Source organism: Thermodesulfobacteriota bacterium (assembly GCA_040758155.1).
Taxonomy (GTDB): Bacteria; Desulfobacterota; Deferrimicrobia; order Deferrimicrobiales; family Deferrimicrobiaceae; genus UBA2219.
Map to the genome: position 1 here is coordinate 1 of JBFLWB010000017.1, position 23,567 is coordinate 23,567.

Here is a 23,567-nt window from a genome sequence, read left to right on the forward strand (position 1 = left end):
ACGGCGGTAAAGCCGGGGGAGGAGATCTCCCTCGCCTCCCCGTCCCGCCCCTTCGTCTCCCGCGGAGGGGAAAAGCTCGACGGGGCGCTCGACGACTTCGGGATCGACGTCGCCGGGTGTGTCGCCCTCGACGTCGGCGCCTCTACGGGCGGGTTCACGGATTGCCTGCTGCGCCGGGGGGCGCTCCGCGTGTACGCGGTCGACGTGGGGGAGCGGCTGCTCGACGACCGGCTCCGAAGCGATCCCCGGGTGGTATCCAAAGAAGGAGTAAACTTTCGCCATTCCCCTGCCGATCTTTTACCGGAGGGGGTGGCCGTGGCCGTCGTCGACGTATCCTTCATCTCCCTGCGCCACATTCTCCCCGCCCTTTCGCGATTTCTCCTGCCCGGCGCGCAGGTGCTTCCCCTGGTGAAGCCGCAGTTCGAGGCGGGGAAGGGAAAGGTCGGAAAGGGAGGGGTGGTCCGGGACGATGCGCTGCGGCGGGAGACGGTGAGGGGAGTGGCGGAGTTCGCCGCCGCCCTCGGGTACGACGTCCTCGGGGATGCGGAAAGCCGGATCCCCGGCCCCAAGGGAAACCGGGAAGTGTTCCTGTGGCTTTCCTGGAAGGGAGCTGGAAGGGAGCCGGAAAGGACGCCTTGACTTCGACGGATAGGGAAGGTAATAAATGACATTAAATTTCACGCCTTTTCGGGCGGGGAAACGAGGTGGGACGATGAGGCGGCCTTCGGGATCTTTCTGGGCGGTCACGGTTCTCGGCATTCTGCTCCTCCTTCCCGCCGGAGCGTTCGCGCAATCGGAGGCCGCGCCCGCGCAGGAAGCGATCCCCCCCAACGGGATCGTCCACACGGTCGTGGAAGGGGACACCCTGTGGGACCTCTCCGCGAAGTACCTGGGAACCCCCTGGAAATGGACGGAGATCTGGGAACGGAACCGGTTCCTCTCCAATCCGCATTACATCTACCCTGGAATCCGGATCGTGATCGTGCCGTCCGGACCCAGGGAGGCGGCGCTCCTGGTGGAACCGCCGCCGGCGGCCCCGCCGGCGCCTGCGGAACCGCCGTCCGCGCCCGCTCCGACTCCTGCTCCCGAGCCCGCGCCTGCACCCGTGGCAGTCGAGAAATTTCTCGATATCCAGCCCGAAACGTTCGTCGGCGCCGGCGAATTCCTTCGGGAGAAGCCCCGGGGCATCGGCAGGATCCTCGGAGGCAGGGAACCCAAGATGGGATTCGCCCAGAACGATACGATCTATCTTTCGATGGACAAGGAAGTTTCCAAGGGGCAGCTCCTGGGCGTGTACCGCATCCGCGGGCCGATCGGCGTCTCGGGCCGGAACGTGAGGTCCGGATACGTGAAATACCTGATCGGAATCCTCCAGGTGGGTCCGGTCGAGGACGGAAGATTGACCGCAAGGGTCCGGAAATCGTTCGAGGACCTCACCCGCGAGGACATGGTATCGGATGAGATTCCCTCTTTTGCCCGGGTGAAGATCGTCCCCGGGGACGAAGGGCTTCAGACCACCATCCTTACCGGTCGCCTGCTGAACGAGGAGATGGCGACGGGCGATTTCGTGTTCTTTGACGGCGGCGCCGATTCCGGGATGGCGGTCGGGAACGTGTTCCGGGTCCTCGCCCCGACGGGCATCGCCACCGGCACCCCGATGGCCGGCAGGGGCGACGTGAAATCCGAGGTGGCCAGGGCCGTGGTGATCCGGGTCGGAGGGGAGTTCTCCACGGCGTACGTGGTCGACAGCACCCAGTCGTTCATGGCGGGAGTCCTGGCGACGCGGGGGATCCCGGCACAGTAGACTTTCGCCGGTATCGCCCTTTCGAGCGGCACGGTATTTGATTCCATGTGGGGGAACCCGGAAAGGGGTTCCCCCATGGATTTTTTGGATCCGTCCTCCCTCACCTTCGACACACTGCTTCGGCTCTCCCTGATCGAGGGGTTCACGGTGGCGCAGCTGCGCCGGCTTCCGGCGGCGCTGGCCCATCCCTCCCTTTTTCCGGGGTTCCACTCCTCCATGCGAGGCTCCCCGATCGCCCGCGCCGAGGCCGTCCTGTCTTCCCCCGCCGCGGGGAAGGAAGCGGACGATGTGCGGGAATCCTGTGCCCGGGCGGGTATTTCCATCCTGTCCTGGCTGTCGGCCGAGTACCCCGCCGCGCTGCGGGAGATCCCCGACGCCCCACTGATCCTGTACCGGGCAGGCGCTCCTTGGGAGGATGCTGCAGGGATCGCCGTGGTCGGCAGCCGGGCGCCGACCGGGCCGGGAAGGGAGTTCGCGCGCATCCTGGCGGGCGACCTCGCCGCCGCGGGGTTCGTCGTGGTCAGCGGCATGGCCCGGGGGATCGACGGCGCGGCCCACCGGGGCGCGCTCCAGGCCGGAGCCGCGACCGTCGCGGTGCTCGGGTGCGGTCCGGACGTGGCGTATCCGCCGGAGCACGCCGGTCTCAGGGAGGAGATCGCGGCCGGGGGGGCGGTGTATTCGGAATATCCCCCGGGAACGCCACCGCTGCCCCGCCGGTTCCCCGCGCGCAACCGCATCGTGAGCGGCTTGTGCCGTGCCGTGGTCGTCGCGGAGGCACCGGAGCGGAGCGGGGCGCTCATCACCGCCCGGCTTGCGCTCGAGCAGGGGAGGGAAGTGCTGGCCGTTCCGGGAAATCCGTGGTATCCCCAGACGGCGGGGAGCAACAGGCTGTTGAAGGACGGCGCCGTCCCGGCGTGCTCGGCAGCCGACGTGACCGAAGCGCTGGGGATCACGCCGCCGAGAGGGAAAGGGGACCTTCCCGCACGGATCCTCGAATTCCTTTCCCGCGAGCGGCACGTGGGGGAGATCGCGGGAGCGCTGTCGCTCGATGCGCCGAAGCTCCTTTCCGTCCTGATGGAAATGGAACTGGCGAATCTGGTTGTAAAACGGGCCGGGGACTATTATAAGAGGAAGTCTTGAGCCCCGGGACGGGCCCGGCGGAGGGGAAATGTCCAAGTCGCTTGTCGTCGTCGAATCGCCCGCGAAGGCGAAAACGATACAGAAGATCCTGGGGAGGGGATTCCAGGTCCTGTCGTCCATGGGGCACGTGAAGGATCTCCCGAAAAGCCGTTTGGGAGTGGACGTCGAGAACGGATTCGCCCCTTCCTACGTCGTGATCAAGGAGCGGAAGAAGGTGCTGGGGGACATCCTCGAATCCGCCCGGTCGGCGGACACGGTATACCTCGCACCCGACCCGGACCGGGAAGGGGAGGCGATCGCATGGCACATCGCTGACGCCATCCGGGAAGCCGGGGAGAAACCCGCCAGGAAAGGGAAAGCGGCCGCCGCCGGACCCGCGAAGGGGAAGAAGAAGGCCGTCAAGGACACGGGAAAGGCTCCCGGCCCCGAGATTCGTCGGGTGCTCTTCCACGAGATCACGAAGAAGGGGATCGCGCACGGGATGGCCAATCCCATGCCGCTCGACCCGAACAGGTTCGACGCGCAGCAGGCGCGGAGGATCCTCGATCGGCTCGTCGGCTACACCCTCTCTCCGCTCCTCTGGAAGAAGGTCCGCCGGGGGCTTTCCGCGGGAAGGGTGCAGTCGGCCGCGGTGAAGATCGTCTGCGAGCGGGAGAAGGAGATCGGCGCGTTCGTTCCCGAGGAATACTGGTCGCTGACGGCGCGCTTCGCCGCGGGCAGCCCGCCGCCGTTCCCGGCCCGGCTTGCGGAGGCGGGAGGGAAGAAGGTCCGGCCCCGCAACGGGGAAGAGGCCGAGGCGCTTCGCGCCGCCGTGAAGGACGGCCCGTTCGTCGTGCGCGAGGTCCGGAAGCGGCCTCGCCGGCGACTCGCGCCGCCGCCGTTCACCACCTCCAAGCTCCAGCAGGAGGCCTCGAAGACGCTGCGGATGCAGGCGTACCGGACGATGATGGTCGCCCAGACCCTTTACGAGGGGATCGAGATCCCCGGCGCGGGGCTGGTGGGGCTCATCACCTACATGCGGACCGACTCGGTCCGCGTGGCGGACGAGGCGATGGACGCGGTCCGCGCACACATCCGCCGGGAGTATGGGGACGCGTACCTTCCGGAATCGCCCAACATGTTCAAGAACCGGAAAACCGCGCAGGATGCTCACGAGGCTATCCGGCCGACGTCGCTCGAATACCCGCCGTCCTCCTTGAAGGAGATCCTCAGCCGCGACCAGTTCCGCCTGTACGAGCTCGTCTGGAACCGGTTCGTCGCCTCCCAGATGGCGGCCGCGGAGTTCGAGCAGACGACGGTCGACATCCTGTGCGACCCGGCGGGGGCCCCGGAGGGCGGCTACCTGTTCCGGGCCACCGGCTCGGTCCCGAAGTTCCCCGGGTTCCTGAAGGCGTACCACGGCGACGCCGAGGAGGCGCGGGGGGAGGGAGCGGAGGAGGAGAACGGGTCGAAGCAGGAGCAGCCGCCCGCGGAAGGGGAGAAGCCGGAGGAGACCGTCCTCCCGCCGCTCTCGGAAGGCGAGACGCTCGCCCTTCTGGAGCTTGCCGGGAACCAGCATTTCACGCAGCCGCCCCCGCGGTTCAGCGAAAGCGCCCTCATCAAGGAGCTCGAGGAGCGGGGGATCGGCCGCCCCTCGACGTACGCGTCGATCGTGAAGACCATCCGGGACCGCGGCTACGTGCGGACCGCGGAGGGGAAGTTCCTCCCAACCGAGCTGGGGACGATCGTCAACGGCCTGCTGGAGGAGAGCTTCCCCCGGGTGATGGACGTGGCGTTCACCGCCCGGATGGAGGAGGAGCTCGACCAGATCGAGGACGGGGAGCGGACGCTGCCGCAGGCGATGGACGACTTCTACCAGCCGTTCTCCGAGGAGCTCGAACGGGCGAAGATCGACATGCCCGACGTGAAGGGAGAGTTGATCGCGACGGGCATCCCCTGCTCCGCCTGCGGCGGGGAGATGGTGATCCGGTTCGGCCGGGCCGGCCGCTTCCTCGCCTGCCGGAATTACCCGTCCTGCCGGAACACCGCCGATTTCCGGGAGACGGAGGATGGGAAGGTGGAGATCCTTCCCCCGGAGGACGCCGGCGTCGCCTGCGACAAGTGCGGCAAGCCGATGATCGTCCGGAACTGGAGAGGGTCCCGCTATATCGCCTGCTCGGGATACCCTGAGTGCCGAAACAGCAAGCCGTATCCCGTCGGGATCTCCTGCCCCGAATGCCGGGAGGGGGACGTGGTGGAGCGCTCCTCCCGGTTCGGCAAGATCTTCTATAGCTGCTCCCGGTACCCGGACTGCAAGTTCGCCTCCTGGGGAAAGCCCGTCGCGGCGACGTGCCCCGCGTGCGGCTTCCCCGCGATGACGGAGCGCGTCCGAAAAGACGGATCGACCCACCTCGCCTGCCTCCGGAAAGGGTGCAAGGGGAAGTGAAAGAATACGTGCTGGTCGTCGACGACGAGCAGAGCCTTCGCCAGGTCCTGGCGCTCTTCCTCAAGAAGGAGGGGTTCGAGGTCGATACCGCCTCCTCCCTTGCGGAGGCGGAGAAGGCGATCGAGGCCAACGCGTACGATCTCGTGCTCACCGACCTGCGGATGGCGAAGCCGGACGACGGCCTGAACGTCCTCCGCGCGGCCGTGCGGAAGAACCCCTGGACGCAGGTCGTCGTCCTCACCGCCTACGGGACCGTCGAGACGGCGAAGGAGGCGATGAAGCTCGGCGCCTACGATTACCTCACCAAGCCCTTCGACAACGCCGCGCTGCGCAAGATCGTGCAGGCCGCCCTTGCCCGGAAGGAGGACGACGCGGGAAAGAGGAAGGCATTGCGGGAATCGGTCCGGGGGACCTCCTCCTACGAAGGGATCGTCGGCCGCAGCGAGACGATGCTCCGAATCTTCGAGCTCATCGACCGCGTCGCGCCCACCGACGCGAACGTGATGATACTCGGGGAGAGCGGCACGGGAAAGGAGCTGGTCGCGGCCGCCCTGCACGCGCGGAGCCCCCGGAAGGATGCCTCCTTCGTGCCGATCAACTGCGCGGCGATCCCCGAGACGCTCATCGAGAGCGAGCTGTTCGGGCACGTGCGCGGCGCGTTCACCGGCGCGGTCCAGACCAAGAAGGGGCTGTTCGAGTCCGCCCACCGGGGGACGCTGTTCCTCGACGAGGTGGGGGAACTTCCGCAGCCGATGCAGAGCAAGCTGCTGCGAGCCCTCCAGGAGCGGACATTCCGGAGGATCGGAGGGAACGAGGACATCGCGATCGACTTCCGGCTCGTCTGCGCCTCGAGGCGCGACCTGAACCGCGAAATGGCCGAGGGGCGCTTCCGCGACGACCTGTTCTTCCGCCTCAACGTCATACAGATCTTCGTGCCCCCGCTGCGAGACCGGCGGGAGGACATCCCGGCGCTGGCCGCCCACTTCGCGGAGAAGTTCGCCGGAAAGCACGGCAAGCCGATCGAGCGGATCGACGGCGAGGCGATGCGCGCTCTCCTTGCATACGATTTTCCCGGGAACGTCCGGGAGCTCGAGAACATCATCGAACGGGCGGCGATCATGGAGACAAAAAACGTCATCTCGATCGACTCCCTCTCCCCCAATGTGACAAAAAACGTCACGCCGGAGCGCCTTTCCGGCGGAATTTTTCCCGATTCCCTCCCCGAAGAGGGGGCGTTCCTGGACACCGAGATGGACCGCCTGGAGAAGAGCTACCTCCTGAAGGCGCTGGAGGCGACGAAGGGAAACCGTACTGAAGCCGCGAAATTATTGAACATTTCCTTCCGCTCCCTTCGCTACCGCCTCCAGAAGCACGGGATCGAGTGACCCGCCCGCAAACTCGTCCTAAAGTTTTGGCCCGACATTTGCGATACGTATGCTCATCAAAGATGACGCTCTCAACCTGAGAGGAGGAGAAGACATGATGAGCAAACTGAGAGGGAAGAAGGGCTTCACGCTGATCGAGTTGATGATCGTCGTCGCGATCATCGGCATCCTGGCCGCCATCGCCATCCCGAACTTCCTCAAGTTCCAGGCGAAGTCGAGGCAGTCGGAGGCCAAGTCGAACCTGGGCGCGATTTTCACGGGACAGGTTTCGTATTTCGGGGAGAACAATCTTTACAGCACTTTCTCGGCCATCAACTGGTCTCCCTCCGGCACCCCGCGGTATCGCTACACCCTGAACGGTAACGGCGCCGTCGACAACGTCTGGATTATCGGTTCGACCATGGCCATCGCCAATCCCGCCCAGTGGACTTCCAACCTGAATAACGTCACGGAGGCTGACGGCACCACCGCGATGACCCCGGCTCCCGTCGTCCCGGCCGTCGACAACACCAACCGGATTTTCACCGCAGGCGCGTACGGTATCATCAGCAACAGCGGCAATTCGGATGCATGGTCGATCAACCAGAAACGCCAGCTGGTCTGGGTCGCCGACGGGATCAACTGATCGGGGAAGCCATATCCACCGGACGGAAAGGGGCGCTTCGGCGCCCTTTTCTGTTTCATCGCGGTCTTGTGTCCCCCGATTGCCCACTGTATTGTATTTTCGATCGCGACGTGGCGGAAAGTCTGCTGCCGTATGGCGCTCCGAGGCGCGAGGTCCCTTCATTCATGAACGAGACATCCAGGGGAACGTGGGGATGGATGGCCATCTTTGCGTTCCTCGTTTCCACAGCGGCATCATGGCAGTCCGTTTCCGCGCGCCGCGGGCAGGAGGAGGTCGGGAAGCGAGGGGATGGACCCGGATTGCTCGCGGCGGTTGCAAAGCATCCATCCTATTCTTTCGGTTTCCGGAACTTCCTGGCGGACATCGCCTGGCTGCAGGCGGTCCAGGCGTCCGGAAGCCTGAAGATGACGAGGAGCGACTACGACCGGCTCCACCGCCTGCTCAATGTCGTGTCGGACCTCGACCCGAGGTTCGAGATCCCGTATCTACTGGGGGGGCTGGTTCTGGGGGAATCGCAGGACCACGGGCGGGAGGCATTGCAGGTTTTCGGTCGGGGGAAGGCGCAATTTCCCAGGGAATGGCGCTTTCCGTTCTATATGGGTTTCACATACTACTTCACCCTGGCGGATCCGGCGTCGGCGGGACGCGAGATGATGGAGGCGTCCGCGCTGCCGGACTGCCCGGCGTTCGTCCCGGGAATCGCGTCCCGGATGATGTCGGAGGCGGGGAATCCCGAAGCCGCGTTGATGATGCTGACGGCGATCGCGCAGCAGGAAACCGATGACGACCGGCGAACCGTGCTGGAGCGCAGGATCCGGGAGGTGGCCGTAGAGCGGGATCTTCAGCTCCTGCAGAGGGCCGTGGAAATGTACAGGGAGAAGACGGGGGGGGCGCCGCAGGACTTGAAGGATCTCCTCCGTGCCGGGATATTGGCGGAGATCCCGAAAGATCCCGGCGGCGGGCGGTACCTTCTGGACCGGGAGGGAAAGGTGCACAGCGATCGGGTGCAGCAGCGGCTGCGGGTTTTCCGCAAGGAATGAAAAACGGGCGCCGGATCCTCGCCATCGAGAGGTTGACCAAGTCGTTCCCGACAGGATTCTGGCGAAAGCCCGTCCGCGTGCTGTCGGACCTGACGTGCGAAGTGTACGAGAACGAGATCGTGGGCTTCCTTGGCCCCAACGGCGCAGGCAAGACCACTACGATAAAGATCATGAACCGACTGACCTTTCCGGATGCTGGGAGGGCGACCCTGTTCGGCGAGGATGTCCAGGGTGGTGCGGAGCTGCGCCGCCGCATCGGCTTCATGCCGGAACAGCCGTATTTCTACGAATATCTCACCGCCCTGGAGTTCCTTCGCCTGTGCGGCCAGCTTTGCGGGATGTCCCGCGGGGAGACGGATGCGCGCTCCGCGGAGCTCCTCTCCCGCGTCGGGTTGGAAGACGCCCGGGGAAAGTCCATCCGGAAATTTTCGAAGGGGATGATGCAGCGGCTGGGGCTTGCCCAGGCGCTGCTGCACGACCCCGAGCTGGTGATCCTCGACGAACCGATGTCCGGCCTTGATCCCATGGGGCGGATGGAGGTGCGCGGACTCATCAGGGACCTCAAGGCAGCGGGTAAAACAGTATTCTTCAGTTCCCACATCATCTCCGACGTCGAAGCGCTCTGCGACCGGGTCATCATGCTGGACAAGGGGTGCAAGGTCGCGGAGGGGCGGGTGGAAGAGCTGATCGGCGCAGAGATCCTCTTCGTCGAGCTTGTCCTTTCCCCGGTCCCGTCCCCCGGGAGGTTGACAGCCGCAGGGATTCCGCCTGGCGCCGGGCAGGTCCAAGGCGAACTTTTCCTGCTCAGAGCTCCCGGTTATCCGGAGGCCAACCGGTGGATGGCGGAACTCATGAAAGACGGCATTACTGTCCTTTCCTGCGTCCCGGCGAAGAAGCGCCTCGAGGACATCTTCTTCGAGCGGGTAGGGGGAAACGGAACGAGGAGCGAGGGGTAGCATGGTCCGCAGAGTTCTTTCGATCTGTTCCAATACCTTCCGCGAGACGATTCGAAACAAGATCCTCTACGCCATCCTTGCGTTTGCCTTTTTCGCCATCGGGATGACCTTTTTCCTTGCGGATCTTTCCGTCGGGGACTTCGCCCGGATCATCGCCGACGTCGGCCTGGCCAGCATCCATGTGTTCGGCGTCGTCATGGCGATCTTCCTGGGGATCACGCTGATCAGCAACGAGGTGGACCGGAGAACCATCTACATCATCCTCTCCAAGCCGGTGCGGCGCCACGAGTTCATCCTGGGGAAGACCCTCGGGCTGAGCCTTACCCTCGCGCTCACGACGCTCGCGATGGCAGCGGTGCTGTTCGCCGTGCACATGGCGTACCGGTACGGCGGGAGGGCGGAGCCGGGGATCTTCGTCGCGTCCGCCGGGATCTACATGGAGCTGGTCCTCCTGACCTGCCTGGCCTGCCTGTTCTCTACTTTCACTACCCCGGTCCTGAGCGCCATCTTCACGATCTCCCTGTTCCTGCTCGGCCATCTCACGGGATATCTCCATTCCGTCGCGGAGCAGTCGGAGGTCGCGGTGGTGCAGTGGGGGGGAAAGGCGCTTTATTATCTTCTTCCGAACCTCGAAATCTTCAACTGGAAGAACGAGGTGCCCTTCGGGGGATTGCGGTCTTCGGCGGTTCCGTTCTGGGCGGCGGGGTATCTTCTCGGCTACGCCGCTTGCGTCCTGTGCCTGTCCTGCTTCCTATTCGCCCGGAAGGATTTCAAGTAGGCGATGCGAGACGCCCTCGTCCTTCCCGCGTTCCTGCTGGGCGCATGCATGGGGAGTTTCCTCAACGTCGTCATCCACCGGCTGCCCCGGGGAGAGTCGATCGTTTTTCCGGGATCGCGCTGCCCCGCATGCGGTCGGCCGATCCGGCCGCTGGAAAACATCCCCATCCTCGGCTACCTGCTGCTTCGGGGAAGGTGCGCCGGATGCGGGGGACGGATCTCCGCAAGGTACCCGCTGGTGGAGGCGCTGACGGCCGCCGGCTTCGCTGCCATCGCATGGCATTCCGGAGCCGGTTGGGCGCTGTTCCGCGATCTCCTGTTCTTCTCCCTGCTGGTGCCGATCGCGTTCATCGACCTCGACCACCGGATCATCCCAGACGAACTCTCCCTCGGCGGACTCGCAGCGGGGATGATCCTCTCCTTCCTTCCTGAGGGAGACTGGAAGGGAAGTGCGGCCGGGGCGCTACTGGGAGGGGGCGTGCTTTACGGAACGGCTTTCCTCTATGAAAAGGTCCGGGGGGCGGAGGGGATGGGTGGAGGCGACATCAAGCTGATCGCGATGATCGGGGCCTTTCTCGGGTGGCGGGGGGCCGTCCTCACGATATTCTTCGGGTCCCTGCTGGGGGTGGCGGGCGGACTGCTTGCGATGCGGAAAGGCGGCGAGGGGCTCCGGACCGCCATACCGTTCGGTCCCTACCTGTGCGTCGCCGCCCTGCTCGCCCGTTACCTTGGGGGGGAGGTCTGGGGCCGCATCGTCATCTGAACACGGAATTGTCGGACTGGATGGGCACTCCCGCCTTGGTGATGGTCCACCAGTCTCCCGTCATCTGGCGGATCCCCGTCGCCAACCCCAGGAAATCCAGCCCAGTGTTGTCCAAGGTCACCGACAAATCGTAGTAATCGTACTTCAGCGGGTCGAAACCCAGGATAGACAGGTTCGCCGTGTACCTTTCCATCTCGCTGAAGTACGTCTCCTCGGTCTTGTGCAGGTGCTTCAGGGCGACCTGCGCCTGCGTCATGCGGGCCTTGTTCACCATATGCCGGTATCCGTAGGTGGCGAGGGAAGCAAGGATTCCGATGATCATGATGACGATCAGGAGCTCGATGAGGGTAAATCCTGTGCCGCCGGCCGAAGGACGGGTCATGGTTTCGTCTTCTTTCCGGCGAGCTTTGCGGACAGCTCCGTGAGGAGCTCCGCCGTCGGCTGGAAATAGTCCCCTTCGCGGAACGTGACCTTCTCCGGGTATTCGTCCCGCAGCAGCTTGCGCAGCGTCTCGTCGATCCGGTAGACGGGGCCCGCGATCCGGTGCGAGAAGACGAGCGCGTAGATGAAGATCCCGCCGAACGAGAGAAGCAGACCGGGCCAGATCCTCTCGTGCAGGACGAGAAGCTCGGTCGCGGCGGGCTCGAGCGCCTCCGGCTCCTGCGTGGTCGCGAGGGCGTAGAAGGAAGGGGCGAACACGAGCAGGACACCCGCAAGGAAGAGAAGGGTCAGGATCAGCAGGAACCGGAACGCCAGGCCGAACTGGAACGTACGATCCACGAGTCTCGTACGGCGACGATTATCCGCTGGCGCCAAAGTCGCCTCCCCGAATCGTTTTTGATATTCTACGGCCTGTGACTCCCGAGTCAATCGGAGCTTCCCGCCGGGGGGCCGGTTTCCGGAAACCGCTGTCGATCCGTGCCGGCGTGTTGATCCAGCTCGCGCTGGTGGCCACGGCTTCGCTCGCGCTGCTCGCCGTCTTCTCCCTGAAGGTCATCGAGGTCGCCCTGGAGCGGCGGCACGTGGAGGCGGGGATTTCGCTTGCCGAGGCGGTCCGGCGCGCGGCGGAAAAAGACGTTGTCTTTTCCGGTCCCGTTTCTCCGTACATCCGCGAGATCGTCCTGCTTCCGGAAGGCCCGGCGGACGGCCGCCCCGTCGTGGCTCCCGTCGGAGAGAAGGCCTTCCCCCTGCTGCCGATCTATCCCACGATGGACGTGACGCTGCCGATCGATCCTCCTCCGGCTCCGGCGGGGGGCGGCGTCGCGGCGCCGCGCGGGATCCGCGTTCGATTCCACTCGCCGGGGATCGCCGGCGAGGTACGGACTCTCGTGAACATCACCGTTCTCCTGGCGGGGATCGACGTTGCGATCCTGGTTCTTTTCGGCGGGTTCCTCCTGAACCGCTCCGTCGTCGCGCCGATCCGGCGCCTCGCGGCGGCTACGGAACGGATCGCCGCGGGGGATTACGAGACCCGCGCCGAGGGGATCGAGGGGAACGAGGTGGGCCAGCTCGCCTCCTCCTTCAACCTGATGGTCGACGGGATCCTCGAGGCGCAGGAGCGGCTGCGCCGCTCCGGGCAGGAGATCGCCCGCTCCGAGAAGCTGGCCACCGTCGGCCGCCTGGCCGCCGGAGTCGCGCATGAGGTGGGCAGCCCGTTGATGGCGATCCGGGCCTACGGCGAGCATCTCCTGCGGAACCGGCCGGGACGGGAGGAATCCGAGGAGTGCCTGAAGAAGGTGATCGAGGAGACGCGCAAGATCGAACGGATCGTGCAGGGGCTTCTCTCCGTCGCTTCCCCCGGCGGGGGACGGGAAGGCGCCACGGACGTCAACGCCGTGGTCCGGAGGACGATCGAGATGGTCTCCTTCCGGGACATCTTCCGCGAGGTGGAGGTCCGGCTCGAGCTGGGAGAAGTCCCGCAGGCCGCGATCCTGGAGGACCGGTTCCGGCAGGTGCTCCTGAACCTCGTGCTCAACGCGGTCGACGCGATGGCCGGGAAGGGAACGCTGACCGTGCGAACCTGGACCATGGAGCGCTGGAATCCTGTCGCCGGGAGAACGCTGCACCGGAGATCGACCGATCCGCCGGGGATGGACGCCACGCCCCTGCGGAGCGGGGGCGACGGGACCGGGCGCGGCGTGGCGGTATCCGTCACGGACACGGGGGGGGGGATCCCGGCGGCGGACTTCCCGCTGGTCTTCGATCCGTTCTTCACCACAAAGGAACCCGGCAAGGGGACGGGGCTCGGCCTGTCGGTCTCGAAGACGATCGTCGACGGCGCAGGCGGAGAGATCCAGGTCGAGAGCGAGGCGGGGAAGGGGACGACGTTCCTCGTCGTCCTGCCGCCCGCGAGGAAGGAGGGGGAACCGGGAAATGGCTGACCGCATCCTGGTGGTGGACGACGAATCGTCCTTGAGGGACGCCGTGGGGCGGATCCTGGCGGCGGAAGGGTACGAGGTCCGGGAAGCCGGCGATGGGCGCGAGGCGATTCGTCTCCTCGAGGCGGAACGGTTCGACTTCATACTGTGCGACCTGCGGATGCCCGTCATGGGCGGGCTCGACCTGCTCCGGGAGATCACGGCGAAGGGGATCCCCGGGACGGTGATCATGATGTCCGCCTTCGGGACGGTCGAAACGGCGGTCGAGGCGATGAAGCTGGGCGCCTATGACTACGTCTCCAAACCGTTCATGAGCGACGAGATCCTGCTCACCTTGAGAAAGGCGTCCGAGCGGGAGCGGTTGCGGACGGAGAACGAGTTCCTCCGGCGCGAGATCGAGAAGGCAGCCCGCCCGGAGGAGATGCTCTACTCGGACGCGGCGATGGAGGAGATGGTCCGGACCGCGGAGAAGGTCAAGGATTACGACGCCACGGTCCTGGTCACGGGGGAGAGCGGAACAGGGAAGGAGCTCGTCGCGAGGCACCTCCATTTCGGGGGGCGGCGCCGGGGGAAGCCGTTCGTCGCCATCAATTGCGGGGCGATCCCGGAAACGCTTCTGGAGAGCGAGCTGTTCGGCTACCGGAAGGGCGCCTTCACCGAGGCGAAGAAGGACCGGGCCGGGCTGATCGAGGAGGCGGACCACGGGACGCTGTTCCTCGACGAGATCGGGGAGCTCCCTCTCCCGCTGCAGACCAAGCTCCTCCGCTTCCTCCAGGACGGCGAGATCCGCCGCCTCGGGGACACGGATACGCGCCGGGTCGACGTTCGCCTGGTGGTCGCCACCGCGCGCGACCTGGAGGCGGAAGTCGCTGTGGGACGGTTCCGCGAGGACCTGTTCTACCGGGTGAACGTGATCCGCCTGCACGTCCCGCCGCTGCGGGAGAGGCCCGCGGACATCCCGCTGCTCTCCCGCCATTTCCTCGCCCATTATTGCGGAAAGTACGGCAAGGCGGCGATGAGCCTTTCCGCCGAGGCGCTGGCCGCGCTGGGTGGACACGAGTGGAGAGGAAACGTCCGGGAGCTGAAGAACCTGATGGAGCGGTGCTCCCTCCTCGGGGGAGACCGCGAGATATCGCGGGAAGGGCTGATGGCGGTATGGAAAGTCGCCGGCGAAGGAGCGCGCGTCCAGGAGACGGGCCCCGCCCATGCGATCCGGGTCCTCGTCTCTCCGGAGCGTCCAGACCTGAAGGGCGCGGTCCGGGACCTGGAGCGGCAGTTGATCCGGATGGCCCTCGAACGGACGGGAGGGAGCCGGCCCAAGGCGGCGGAGCTGCTGGGGATCAGCCATCCCGCCCTGCTTTACAAGGCGAAAGAGTACGGGCTCCAGGGATGATAATTTAGCATAATTATACGTCAATATATGATAGTTGAAAACATCTTGACAGTTATTATAGGAGGGTTATTATTTTGCTTGAAAACGCAGTGAACCCTGCAGAGAATATGGGTGCCCATAGGGGTGACGACCTTGGGAATCATCGAGAAAGAAAAACCTAAAGTTGAGGCGAACAACGTCCGAAAAATCAGAGAAGGACTACTGATGAGCAAGGCGGAACTGGCCCGGCGGGCCAGGCTTTCCGTTCTGACGATCGACCGGGTGGAAAAAGGGTTGGCGTGCCGCATGGATACGAAGCGAAAGATCATCCTGTCGCTGGGGCTGAAACTGTCCGACCGGGACAAGGTTTTCAAGCCTTAAGGCCGCAGGGGCGCGGGAGGGGCGATGGGCCTGTTCGGCAGCAAGGAAGTCATCGGACTGGACATCGGGTCGAGCTCGGTGAAGATGGCCCACGTGAAGGGAGTCGGAGTCGAGAACCGGCTGCGGAAGTTCGGCGTATTTCCGCTCCCCGCGGACTCGATCGTGGATGGCGCCATCATGGACCACGCCGCCGTCGTCGACGGGATCCAGACCGCCATGCGGGAGCTCAAGGTCCGGGAGAAGGAGGTCGCGATCTCCCTTTCCGGCCATTCCGTCATCATCAAGAAGGTCCAGCTCGCCACCACCACCGCCGAGGAGCTCGAGGAATCGATCCAGTGGGAGGTCGAGCAGTACATCCCCTTCGACATCAAGGACGTAAAGATCGACTTCCAGGTGATCGGCCCGCTGAAGGACGACCCGACGAAGATGGACGTCCTCCTGGTTGCCGCGAAGACCGACCTGATCAACGATTACATCTCCGTGGTGAAGGAGGCGGGGCTCGTTCCCCGGATCGTCGACATCGATTCCCTCGCCGCCGGCAACGCCTTCGAGCTGACCCACCCGGTGTCCGACGAACAGGTCCCGATGGTGGTGAACGTCGGCGCCTCGTTCATGAACATCAACGTCCTCCACGCGGGGGTGCCGCTGTTCACGCGCGACGTCCCGATGGGCGGCGGGATGTACACCTCCGAGATCCAGAAGCAGATCGCCGTGAGCTACGAAACGGCAGAGGAATACAAGATCGGAAGGAAGGATCCGGGCGAGCGCGCCGCCAAGCTCGAGGAGATCATGAAGGTGGTGTCCAACCTGCTCGCGACGGAGGCGCAGCGGTCCTACAACTTCTTCTCCGCGACCTACCCCGACCGGCTCGTCACGCGGGTGTACCTGACGGGCGGGGCCGCGAAATCGACTTTCCTCAAGGAGATCCTCGCCGAGAAGATCGGGGTCGGCGTGGAGATCTTCGATCCGATCCAGGGGCTGGCGGTGGATGAAAAGACCGTCGACCCCGCCGTGGTTTCCCAATTCAACACCTCCGCAACGGTGGCGGTCGGCCTGGCGCTGCGGAACCTGGAGGCTCACGGATGATCCGGGTCAACCTCATCCGGGGTAAGCGGAAGAAGCGTCGGGAGTTCAACTTAGGCTTCGCTTTCCTCCTCGCGCCTCTGATCGTGCTGGCGGGGACGCTGTACTTCCACACCACGGTCAAGGGTAAAATCGGGCGGCTTCAGCAGGACATCCGGCAGGCAAACGCCGACGTCGAGCGCCTGAAGAAAGAGATCGGCGAGGTGGAGAAGTTCAAGGCGCGGAAGGCCGAGCTCCAGAAGAAGGTGGACATCATCTCCAACCTCCAGAAGGACCGGACGGGCCCCGTCCGCTACTTCGAGGCGCTTTCGGCCGCCATCCCGGAGAAATGCTGGATCGACCGGCTGGACCTGCAGGGCGACCGGATCACCGCCGCGGGGGTCGCGCTGAACAACAACACCGTCGCGAACTTCATGACCGCGCTGGCGCAGACGGGGCGGTTCCGGGACGTCGCGCTCGGATCGGCGGACCAGACCACGGTCCAGAACGTGAAGCTCGTGCGGTTCACCCTGACCTTCCAGGCCGTGAAGTGACCCGCCGGCCCGGGCAGAGAGGACGCGAATGGCGCTGAAACCGGACGACCTCGCCAAGATACCGGCAAAGCAGAAGGTGCTCGTGGCGGTGCTCCTCTCCGCCATGATCGTCGCCGGGTACTACTACCTCTACTATCAAGAGGCATCCCGCACGGCCACCACCCTCGAAACCCAGCTGACTTCCCTCCGCGCCAAGATCAAGGAGCAGGAAGTGATCGCCGGGAACCTCCCGTCCTTCCAGGCGGAGGTCCAGCGGCTGGAAGGTCAGCTCGCCCTCCTGCTCGAGCAGCTTCCGAACTCCGCGGAGATCCCTTCCCTGCTGAAGAACATTTCCGATCTGGGAAAGGAGTCCGGGCTGGAATTCCTGAAATTCGCCCCCGGCGGGGAAGTGAAGAAGGATTTCTACGCGGAGATCCCCGTGTCGATCTCCGTCAACGGGGATTATCACAGCTTCGCCCAGTTCGCGGACAAGGTGGCCCATTATCCCCGGATCGTGAACCTTTCGAACATCTCCTTCCAGAACCCGAAGACAGCGAAGACGGAAGGCACCGTTCTTTCCACCGTCACCTGCAGCGCGACGACCTACCGGTTCATCGAGCAGGCACCGTCGGCGCAGGGCGCGGGAGACAAGGGGAAGGCGAAATGAGCCCCGGAAGCAAGACATTCCGCGCACTCGTCTCGTTTCTCGCAGCCGCCGTCCTGGCGGGCGCTCTCTCCGGTTGCTCGAAGGAGGAGCAGCCCGTTTCCGGGCCGGTGGTGAAGAAAATGGCGCCGGCGGGAGCGGCGCCGGTATCTCCGCCTTCACCCGCCGCGAAGACGCAGGTCGACAACACGCAGGCGCCTGCGCAAGGGTCGGCTTACGATCCCTCCGGGAAGCGGGATCCCTTCGTCCCGTTCGTCAAGGCCGACAGAGAGGCCATGAAGGATGACCGGTCGGCCCTGCCGCCGCTCCAGCGGTACGACCTCGGCGAGCTGCGGTTCGTCGGCGTCGTCTGGGTGGAGAAGGGGGCGAAGGCCCTCGTGCAGGACGCCGAAGGGAAGGGGTATTCGGTCGTCATTGGGACCCGGATCGGGCGCGCCGGGGGCGTCGTCACCCGGATCACGGACAGGGAGATCACCGTCAAGGAGGAATTCCCCGGCACGGCGGGGAGGACGGTGACGCGAGAGAGCGTGTTGCAGCTCACAACGGCAGGAGGAACCCAATGATTACCCCGTTCAGGCTCTCGGGCCGCTTCTTCCGGTCCCGTATCACGTTGGGGATGGCGGCATTGACCCTCGCCTGCCTCCTGGCGGCGCAGCCGGTTACCGCCGCGGAAGGTCCCGCGGGGGCCAGGGTGAAGGAGCTGGCGGTTTCCAGGACCCCGTACAACACCAACATCCTGGCGGTGATCGAAGGGGCCATCGGGAACTACAACTCCTTCAAGACGGACGACCCGTTCCGGATCGTGGTGGACATCTGGGGAGTCGCCCAGGGGACGGTCGCCTCCGACATCCCGGTCGACACGCCGCAGGTCAAGGGGATCAAGGTCTCCTCCCACGAAGGGAAGCTCCGGATGGTGGTGGAGACTCCCGACGGGAAGCCGATGCCTTTTCTCGTCAACGCCGACAAGAACGGGCTGCTCCTGTCCGTCGGTGGAGGAGCCGATGAGAAAGTCGCCAGCACCGACCGCCTGGAGGCCGGAAAGGCCGTTCCCGCAGGCGCCACGGTCGTGGGGATCGACCTCGAGGATCTTCCCGGAGCTTCCAACGTGGTCATCGCCACATCGGGAAACCCGGCATACCAGGCATCGAGGAACGGGGACGTCGTGACGCTCACCTTCCAGGGCGCCGCCGCGGAGAAGAATCTTCTCCGAATGATCGACGCCCGGAAATTCGAGATCCCCGTCCGGACGATCCAGTCCACTTCGGGGAAGAGCGGAACCAGCGTGGCGATCGCGTTCGCCCCGGGATCCTCCTATACCGTGGAGAAGAAGGGGGACGCGGTGGTGGTCGCCTTCGCCAAGGGGCAGCCTTCCGCGGCATCCGAGCTCGTGGCGCGGGCCGTCCCGGTTCCCGCCGGGGTGCGGGAGAACGCGGAGGCGCCCACGAACGGCGGACCGTCCGCGAACGGCGGGGCGCCCTCGGAAGCGAAGCAGTGGGGATTCCTCATGGGAGTCTCCGACATCGGCCGCAAGTATAAAGGGCAGCGGATCTCCCTGGATTTCCAGGACGCGGAGCTGGCGAATATTTTCCGGATCATCGCGGAGGTCAGCAACCTCAACGTCATCACCTCCGACGAGGTGAGAGGCAAGGTGACGTTGCGGCTGATCAACGTACCTTGGGATCAGGCGCTCGACATCATCCTCCGCGCGAAGTCGCTCGGAGCGGCGCAGGAGGGGAACGTCCTGCGGATCGCGCCCATCGCCTCGCTCCAGAAGGAGGAGCAGGAACGGCTCAACGCCCAGAAGCAGATCGAGACGGCCAAGGTCGAGGCGATCGCCCGCGAGGAGGAAGCCCGTACAGCGCGGGAGGCGGTTTTCGATACGATTCCGGTCAGCTACTCCAAGGCATCCGAGCTGCTCGCCAAGATCAAGCCGCAGGCCTCGAAGTACGGCAAGCTCGACAGCGACGACCGCACGAACGTGCTGATCATCCGCGACCTGCCGCAGAACATCGCGATGCTCCGGGAGCTGGTCGCCCGGCTCGATACAGCCACCCCCCAGGTACTGATCGAAGCCCGCATCGTCGAGGTCGATACGACCTTCACCCGCGAGCTCGGCGTGCAGTGGGGCGGCACCTACAAAGACCGGAGCGGAAACACCCAGTACGGGATCACCGGCGCCCAGACAGCGGGGGGCGCATCGATACCGACCGGCGCGATCAATGCAACGAACGTCACGCCGTTCACACCGACGGCGCCCGCCCCGACCTACGCGGTGAACCTGCCGGCCGCTATCGGCACGGGCTCCGGCGGCGGGATCTCCTTCGGCATCCTGCGGGATAACCTCCGGCTCGACCTCACGCTGTCGGCGCTCGAGTCTTCCGGAAAGGCCAAGATCGTATCCTCTCCCAAGGTCGTTACGGTCGACAACAAGGAGGCGACGATCGAGCAGGGGACACAGATTCCGTACTCCACCGTGTCCGCTTCCGGCACGAACACGCAGTTCGTCGACGCGACGCTGAGCCTCAAGGTAACGCCCCATATCACCCCTGACGGGCGCGTGTCGATGAAGCTCGAGGCGAAGAACGACTCGCAGGGGGAAACGGGCGCCACCGGGCAGCCGGCCATCAACAAGAAGAAGGCGACCACCGAGGTGCTGATCGGCGACGGCGAGACGACCGTCATCGGCGGCATCCTCCAGATCACGCGGTCGGAGAACATGGCCGGGCTTCCGTGGCTCTCGAAGATCCCGGTCCTCGGATATTTGTTCCGGAAGGACTCGAACACTGCGAGGAACCGCGAGCTGCTGATCTTCATCACGCCGAAGATCCTGAAAGCGGAACCCGTCCAGGCAAGGGCTTTCTGAACCGGGCGGAAGGATAACGTTTCGGGAGGCGCCCGGGCCGCGGACGGCCTGGGTGCCTCTTTTTCATTTTCGGGCGGAGGGGGAAAGACATCGCGCGAATGACGTTTCGGACCGCGGGCGAGACTCACGGCCCCGCGCTGGTGACGGTCGTCGAGGGGCTGCCGGCCGGACTTCCGGTCCGCGCGGGGGACATCGACCGGGAGCTGCGCCGGAGGCAGGTCGGGTACGGGCGCGGGGACCGGATGCTGATCGAGAAGGACTCCGCGGAGATCCTCTCCGGCGTCCGCTTCGGGAAGACGCTGGGCGGGCCGGTGGCGCTGATGATCCGGAACCTCGACTGGCCCAACTGGCTGGACAAGATGGCGCAGGACGGCGAAGGCGAGGGGATCGAGCCGCTGGACACGGCCCGTCCCGGGCATGCGGATCTCGCCGGGGCGCTGAAATACGACCACCGGGACGTCCGCAACGTCCTGGAGCGCGCAAGCGCCCGGGAAACCGCGGCGCGGGTGATGGCCGGGGCGCTGGCGAAACGGCTGCTCGGCGAGCTCGGGGTCGCGATCGTCGGCCACGTGCTTTCCATCGGAAAGTTCCGCGTGCCGGCGGAAGCGAGCGGGAACCCGGAGGCCGCCGCGAAGGCGGAGTCGAGCCCGCTGCGGATGTCGGATCCCGCGACCGAAGCGGAAGCCTGCCGCTGGATCGACGGCCTGAAGGATGCCGGCACCACCGCCGGAGGGGTCGTGGAAGTGATCGCCACGGGCGTCCCTCCGGGACTCGGTTCCTGCGTCGCGTGGGACCGACGGCTGGACGGGCGGCTCGGCCAGGCCTTGATGAGCATCCACGCGATCAAGGGGGTGGAGATCGGCGGCGGTTACGACCTTGCGGCGCTGCCCGGGGGCGAGGCGCACGACGAGGTGTTTCCCGGCCCTTCGCAGCGCAACCGTCTCTTCGGCGGCCGTACCCTGCCGTTCCACCGCGAGACGAACCGGGCGGGAGGATTGGAAGGAGGGATGACGAACGGGGAGCCGGTCGTGGCGCGCGTCGCGATGAAGCCGATCCCCACGCAATCCGAGCCGCTGCGCACCGTGACCGTGTGGAGCTGGGAGCCCTCGTCCGCCCACCGGGAGCGGAGCGATGTCTGCGCCGTTCCCGCGGCCTCCGTGGTCGCGGAGGCGATGGTCGCCATCGTCCTTGCGGACGCATTCCTGGAGAAATTCGGGGGAGATGCGTTGCGGGATCTCCTCTATAATTATTCGCATTACCTGGAACGCATCTGCGGGAAATGAACCCGCGCGGACGATTTCCCGGGGTGGTTCTCGTAGGTTTCATGGGGTCCGGCAAGAGCTCGGTCGGCAAGGAACTGGCGCGCAGGACCGGCGCCGAGTTCGTCGACGTGGACGACCGGATCGAGGAATCGGCGGGACGCGCGATCCGGGCGATCTTCGCGGAAGAGGGCGAGCCCGCATTCCGGGAGCGGGAAAGAGCCGCGCTGAAGGAGGTCCTCGCCGTCCGGGGGCGCGTGATCGCCACCGGAGGAGGGGCGTTCCAGGACGAAGGGAACCGGAAGCTCCTGAAATCCTACGCCCCGGTCGTTTATCTCGAGGTGAAGCCGGAGACCGTCCTGCGGCGCCTGTCGGAGGACACGAGCCGGCCGCTTCTCGCCGGCGGCGACCGGGAAAACGCCGTCCGCGAACTTCTCGGGCGGAGGACCCGGGGATACCGGCTGGCCGATCACGTCATCTCCGCGGACCGGGGGACGGTTCAGGAAATCGCCGGACGGATCATCGAGTTGTTGGGGATACGGGAGGACGGCTGCCCTTGACTTCCGAAACGCTGACGGTTGCCCTGGGCGACCGCTCATACGACATCTTCTTCGAGCGGAACATCTATCCTGCGCTCCAGGAGTGGATCTGCCGCTTCCATCCGGGCGGGTCGGTCCATGTCGTGACGGACCGGAACGTCGCTTCCATCTACGGGGACGATATCCGCCGCTGGCTCGAAGGGATTCCCGGCGGGCTGCTGGTCCTTCCCGCGGGGGAGGAGCACAAGACGCTCTCCACGGTCGGCCGGATCTACGAGTTCCTCGCCGAGGGGAACGCAGGCAGGGACTCCCTCGTGGTTGCGTTCGGCGGCGGCGTGATCGGCGACCTCGCGGGCTTCGCGGCCGCCACGTACCTGCGCGGAATCTCCTTCGTCCAGGTCCCCACCACGCTCCTGGCGCAGGTGGACAGCAGCGTCGGGGGGAAGACGGGCTTCAACCTGCCGCAGGGGAAGAACCTCGCGGGCGCCTTTCACCAGCCGCGGGCCGTCTTCATCGACGATGCCTTCCTCCTCACGCTGGACGACCGGAATCTGCGCGCGGGGATGGCCGAGGTCGCCAAGTGCGGTCTGGCGGGGGACGCCGGGCTCTGGAGGCGGCTCGCGGAGCGGAAGGGGCGCTGGTCCTCCTTTTCCGGGGACGACTGGAGGTTCGTCGTCCGGGGCGCCGTCGCCTTCAAGGCCTCCGTGGTGGAGAAGGACGAGAGGGAGTCCTCCCTCCGCAAAGTCCTGAACCTGGGGCACACCGTCGGGCATTCCATGGAGCACGCGTGCGGCTACGGACAGATCCTCCACGGGGAAGCCGTCGCGATGGGGCTTGCCTGGGAGGCGATCCTGGGGCATCGCCTCGGCGCCACCGGGGAAGGGCTGGTCGACGATATCGTGTCGCTCCTGCTCGGCATGGGATTCCGCCTCGATGTCCCCGGGGTCCCCCTCGCCTCGATCTCGGCGGCCGTCGGCGTGGACAAGAAGCGGGTCGAGTCGGGCGTCGATCTCCCGCTGATCCTCGAGCCGGGCAGGTGCGAAATCCGGCGCGTTCCCCTTGCGGAGATCCGGCGGGAGCTTCCCGCCGTCCGGGCGGAGATCCGCGAGCGCTCGGCGGGGAGGGAGGCCGCTCCCGCGGATGCGGTCCCGCCGGATTCCCCCGGGACGGTGCAATCGCTGGAGCGGCGCGTCGAGGCCAACCCGAGGGACACCCGGGCCATCACGCTGCTGGCCGACGCATACCGGAGATCCGGGGACATCGCGGCGGCGTGGGAAGCGATCCAGGAGGTGCTGGAGCGGGACCCCTCCGACGCGGCGGCGCAGCGTGTGGCGGCGGAGCTCGAGAAATCGCATCCCGGACCACCCGGTGAACCGCCGCAGGGAACGCTGCCGCTGGAGAACCTCCTGGTCCTGGACGAGGGCGCCTACACGATCCGGATGGCCGATTCGGTCGCGACGCTGGGGGCGGAAGGGGAACGACTGCGTCCCGCCGAGCCGGAAGGCCCTGCCCCGGAGACGCCGGCGGCCGAACTTTCCGTCGAACCGCAGGTCGAGGCCCCGGTCGAGCCGCAAGGCCCCCCCACGGAGCCGCCGGCGGCC

At 65.8% G+C, this 23,567-nt stretch carries 23 protein-coding genes; 21 read left to right on the top strand and 2 right to left on the bottom strand.

The features are described 5' to 3' along the window. The 10 genes from AB1346_01320 to AB1346_01365 form a co-directional block, all read left to right on the top strand. The coding region (locus AB1346_01320; GenBank protein ID MEW6719069.1) for a TlyA family RNA methyltransferase at nt 1–639 on the top strand (639 nt) is incomplete at its 5' end. A gap of 73 nt (nt 640–712) precedes the next feature. Beyond that, the gene (locus AB1346_01325) at nt 713–1,804 is read left to right on the top strand and encodes a LysM domain-containing protein (GenBank protein ID MEW6719070.1); all 1,092 of its coding nucleotides are present in this window, start codon (nt 713–715) and stop codon (nt 1,802–1,804) included. A gap of 75 nt (nt 1,805–1,879) precedes the next feature. Next, nucleotides 1,880–2,944: a DNA-processing protein DprA gene (gene dprA, locus AB1346_01330; protein ID MEW6719071.1), complete on the top strand. Its 1,065-nt coding sequence runs from the start codon at nt 1,880–1,882 to the stop codon at nt 2,942–2,944. Nucleotides 2,945–2,972: 28 nt separating this feature from the next. Beyond that, complete coding sequence (gene topA, locus AB1346_01335) at nt 2,973–5,369, top strand: type I DNA topoisomerase (GenBank protein MEW6719072.1); 2,397 nt, start codon at nt 2,973–2,975, stop codon at nt 5,367–5,369. Continuing rightward, nucleotides 5,366–6,754: a sigma-54 dependent transcriptional regulator gene (locus AB1346_01340; protein ID MEW6719073.1), complete on the top strand. Its 1,389-nt coding sequence runs from the start codon at nt 5,366–5,368 to the stop codon at nt 6,752–6,754. Before topA ends, AB1346_01340 begins: the two co-directional genes overlap by 4 nt. Nucleotides 6,755–6,848: 94 nt before the next feature. Next, entirely contained in the window at nt 6,849–7,379 is a 531-nt protein-coding gene (locus AB1346_01345) for a prepilin-type N-terminal cleavage/methylation domain-containing protein (GenBank protein MEW6719074.1), read from the top strand. Nucleotides 7,380–7,678: 299 nt separating this feature from the next. Continuing rightward, nucleotides 7,679–8,419 (top strand): hypothetical protein, encoded by a 741-nt coding sequence (locus AB1346_01350; GenBank protein MEW6719075.1) that lies wholly within the window; start codon nt 7,679–7,681, stop codon nt 8,417–8,419. Next, entirely contained in the window at nt 8,416–9,375 is a 960-nt protein-coding gene (locus tag AB1346_01355) for an ABC transporter ATP-binding protein (GenBank protein ID MEW6719076.1), read from the top strand. The genes AB1346_01350 and AB1346_01355 overlap by 4 nt, the downstream gene beginning before the upstream one ends. A gap of 1 nt (nt 9,376) precedes the next feature. Next, complete coding sequence (locus AB1346_01360) at nt 9,377–10,153, top strand: ABC transporter permease subunit (protein ID MEW6719077.1); 777 nt, start codon at nt 9,377–9,379, stop codon at nt 10,151–10,153. Nucleotides 10,154–10,156: 3 nt separating this feature from the next. Beyond that, entirely contained in the window at nt 10,157–10,915 is a 759-nt protein-coding gene (locus AB1346_01365) for a prepilin peptidase (GenBank protein ID MEW6719078.1), read from the top strand. Here the strand turns inward: AB1346_01365 and AB1346_01370 are convergent. Together AB1346_01370 and AB1346_01375 are read right to left on the bottom strand one after the other, a co-directional pair. Next, nucleotides 10,908–11,297 carry a prepilin-type N-terminal cleavage/methylation domain-containing protein gene (locus tag AB1346_01370; GenBank protein MEW6719079.1) on the bottom strand — a complete coding sequence of 130 codons (390 nt, stop codon included), beginning with the start codon at nt 11,295–11,297 and terminating at the stop codon, nt 10,908–10,910. The genes AB1346_01365 and AB1346_01370 overlap by 8 nt on opposite strands. Then, nucleotides 11,294–11,695, bottom strand: a complete 402-nt coding sequence (locus AB1346_01375) for a hypothetical protein (GenBank protein MEW6719080.1) — start codon at nt 11,693–11,695, stop codon at nt 11,294–11,296. Before AB1346_01375 ends, AB1346_01370 begins: the two co-directional genes overlap by 4 nt. A 74-nt stretch (nt 11,696–11,769) precedes the next feature. Here AB1346_01375 and AB1346_01380 point away from each other — a divergent pair, with 74 nt between their 5' ends. The 11 genes from AB1346_01380 to aroB form a co-directional block, all read left to right on the top strand. Then, nucleotides 11,770–13,296 (top strand): ATP-binding protein, encoded by a 1,527-nt coding sequence (locus tag AB1346_01380; GenBank protein ID MEW6719081.1) that lies wholly within the window; start codon nt 11,770–11,772, stop codon nt 13,294–13,296. After that, nucleotides 13,289–14,686 carry a sigma-54 dependent transcriptional regulator gene (locus tag AB1346_01385; protein MEW6719082.1) on the top strand — a complete coding sequence of 466 codons (1,398 nt, stop codon included), beginning with the start codon at nt 13,289–13,291 and terminating at the stop codon, nt 14,684–14,686. Before AB1346_01380 ends, AB1346_01385 begins: the two co-directional genes overlap by 8 nt. A 204-nt stretch (nt 14,687–14,890) precedes the next feature. Further along, nucleotides 14,891–15,046, top strand: a complete 156-nt coding sequence (locus tag AB1346_01390) for an XRE family transcriptional regulator (protein ID MEW6719083.1) — start codon at nt 14,891–14,893, stop codon at nt 15,044–15,046. A 24-nt stretch (nt 15,047–15,070) separates the two neighbouring features. After that, nucleotides 15,071–16,132, top strand: a complete 1,062-nt coding sequence (gene pilM / locus AB1346_01395; GenBank protein ID MEW6719084.1) for a type IV pilus assembly protein PilM — start codon at nt 15,071–15,073, stop codon at nt 16,130–16,132. Then, complete coding sequence (locus AB1346_01400; GenBank protein ID MEW6719085.1) at nt 16,129–16,662, top strand: PilN domain-containing protein; 534 nt, start codon at nt 16,129–16,131, stop codon at nt 16,660–16,662. Before pilM ends, AB1346_01400 begins: the two co-directional genes overlap by 4 nt. Before the next feature lie 28 nt (nt 16,663–16,690). After that, the gene (locus tag AB1346_01405) at nt 16,691–17,308 is read left to right on the top strand and encodes a type 4a pilus biogenesis protein PilO (GenBank protein MEW6719086.1); all 618 of its coding nucleotides are present in this window, start codon (nt 16,691–16,693) and stop codon (nt 17,306–17,308) included. Continuing rightward, complete coding sequence (locus AB1346_01410; protein ID MEW6719087.1) at nt 17,305–17,868, top strand: pilus assembly protein PilP; 564 nt, start codon at nt 17,305–17,307, stop codon at nt 17,866–17,868. Before AB1346_01405 ends, AB1346_01410 begins: the two co-directional genes overlap by 4 nt. Beyond that, entirely contained in the window at nt 17,865–20,168 is a 2,304-nt protein-coding gene (gene pilQ / locus AB1346_01415) for a type IV pilus secretin PilQ (GenBank protein MEW6719088.1), read from the top strand. The genes AB1346_01410 and pilQ overlap by 4 nt, the downstream gene beginning before the upstream one ends. 98 nt (nt 20,169–20,266) lie before the next feature. Next, complete coding sequence (aroC, locus tag AB1346_01420) at nt 20,267–21,451, top strand: chorismate synthase (protein ID MEW6719089.1); 1,185 nt, start codon at nt 20,267–20,269, stop codon at nt 21,449–21,451. Continuing rightward, a complete protein-coding gene (locus AB1346_01425; GenBank protein ID MEW6719090.1) occupies nt 21,448–21,987 on the top strand; it encodes a shikimate kinase in 540 nt (179 codons plus the stop codon). The genes aroC and AB1346_01425 overlap by 4 nt, the downstream gene beginning before the upstream one ends. Next, a partial coding sequence (gene aroB / locus AB1346_01430) for a 3-dehydroquinate synthase (GenBank protein MEW6719091.1) occupies nt 21,984–23,567 on the top strand: 1,584 nt, incomplete at its 3' end. The genes AB1346_01425 and aroB, both read left to right, overlap by 4 nt.

What these genes read in the sequence shown, in the direction of transcription:
- AB1346_01345 (MEW6719074.1), top strand. Translation starts at nt 6,849, where the DNA reads ATGATGAGCAAACTGAGAGGGAAGAAGGGCTTCACGCTGATCGAGTTG.
- AB1346_01325 (MEW6719070.1), top strand. Translation starts at nt 713, where the DNA reads ATGAGGCGGCCTTCGGGATCTTTCTGGGCGGTCACGGTTCTCGGCATT.
- AB1346_01410 (MEW6719087.1), top strand. Translation starts at nt 17,305, where the DNA reads ATGAGCCCCGGAAGCAAGACATTCCGCGCACTCGTCTCGTTTCTCGCA.
- AB1346_01390 (MEW6719083.1), top strand. Translation starts at nt 14,891, where the DNA reads ATGAGCAAGGCGGAACTGGCCCGGCGGGCCAGGCTTTCCGTTCTGACG.
- AB1346_01355 (MEW6719076.1), top strand. Translation starts at nt 8,416, where the DNA reads ATGAAAAACGGGCGCCGGATCCTCGCCATCGAGAGGTTGACCAAGTCG.
- topA (MEW6719072.1), top strand. Translation starts at nt 2,973, where the DNA reads ATGTCCAAGTCGCTTGTCGTCGTCGAATCGCCCGCGAAGGCGAAAACG.
- AB1346_01400 (MEW6719085.1), top strand. Translation starts at nt 16,129, where the DNA reads ATGATCCGGGTCAACCTCATCCGGGGTAAGCGGAAGAAGCGTCGGGAG.
- AB1346_01405 (MEW6719086.1), top strand. Translation starts at nt 16,691, where the DNA reads ATGGCGCTGAAACCGGACGACCTCGCCAAGATACCGGCAAAGCAGAAG.
- AB1346_01365 (MEW6719078.1), top strand. Translation starts at nt 10,157, where the DNA reads ATGCGAGACGCCCTCGTCCTTCCCGCGTTCCTGCTGGGCGCATGCATG.
- AB1346_01370 (MEW6719079.1), bottom strand. Translation starts at nt 11,297, where the DNA reads ATGACCCGTCCTTCGGCCGGCGGCACAGGATTTACCCTCATCGAGCTC.
- aroC (MEW6719089.1), top strand. Translation starts at nt 20,267, where the DNA reads ATGACGTTTCGGACCGCGGGCGAGACTCACGGCCCCGCGCTGGTGACG.
- AB1346_01425 (MEW6719090.1), top strand. Translation starts at nt 21,448, where the DNA reads ATGAACCCGCGCGGACGATTTCCCGGGGTGGTTCTCGTAGGTTTCATG.
- pilM (MEW6719084.1), top strand. Translation starts at nt 15,071, where the DNA reads ATGGGCCTGTTCGGCAGCAAGGAAGTCATCGGACTGGACATCGGGTCG.
- AB1346_01385 (MEW6719082.1), top strand. Translation starts at nt 13,289, where the DNA reads ATGGCTGACCGCATCCTGGTGGTGGACGACGAATCGTCCTTGAGGGAC.
- pilQ (MEW6719088.1), top strand. Translation starts at nt 17,865, where the DNA reads ATGATTACCCCGTTCAGGCTCTCGGGCCGCTTCTTCCGGTCCCGTATC.
- dprA (MEW6719071.1), top strand. Translation starts at nt 1,880, where the DNA reads ATGGATTTTTTGGATCCGTCCTCCCTCACCTTCGACACACTGCTTCGG.
- AB1346_01360 (MEW6719077.1), top strand. Translation starts at nt 9,377, where the DNA reads ATGGTCCGCAGAGTTCTTTCGATCTGTTCCAATACCTTCCGCGAGACG.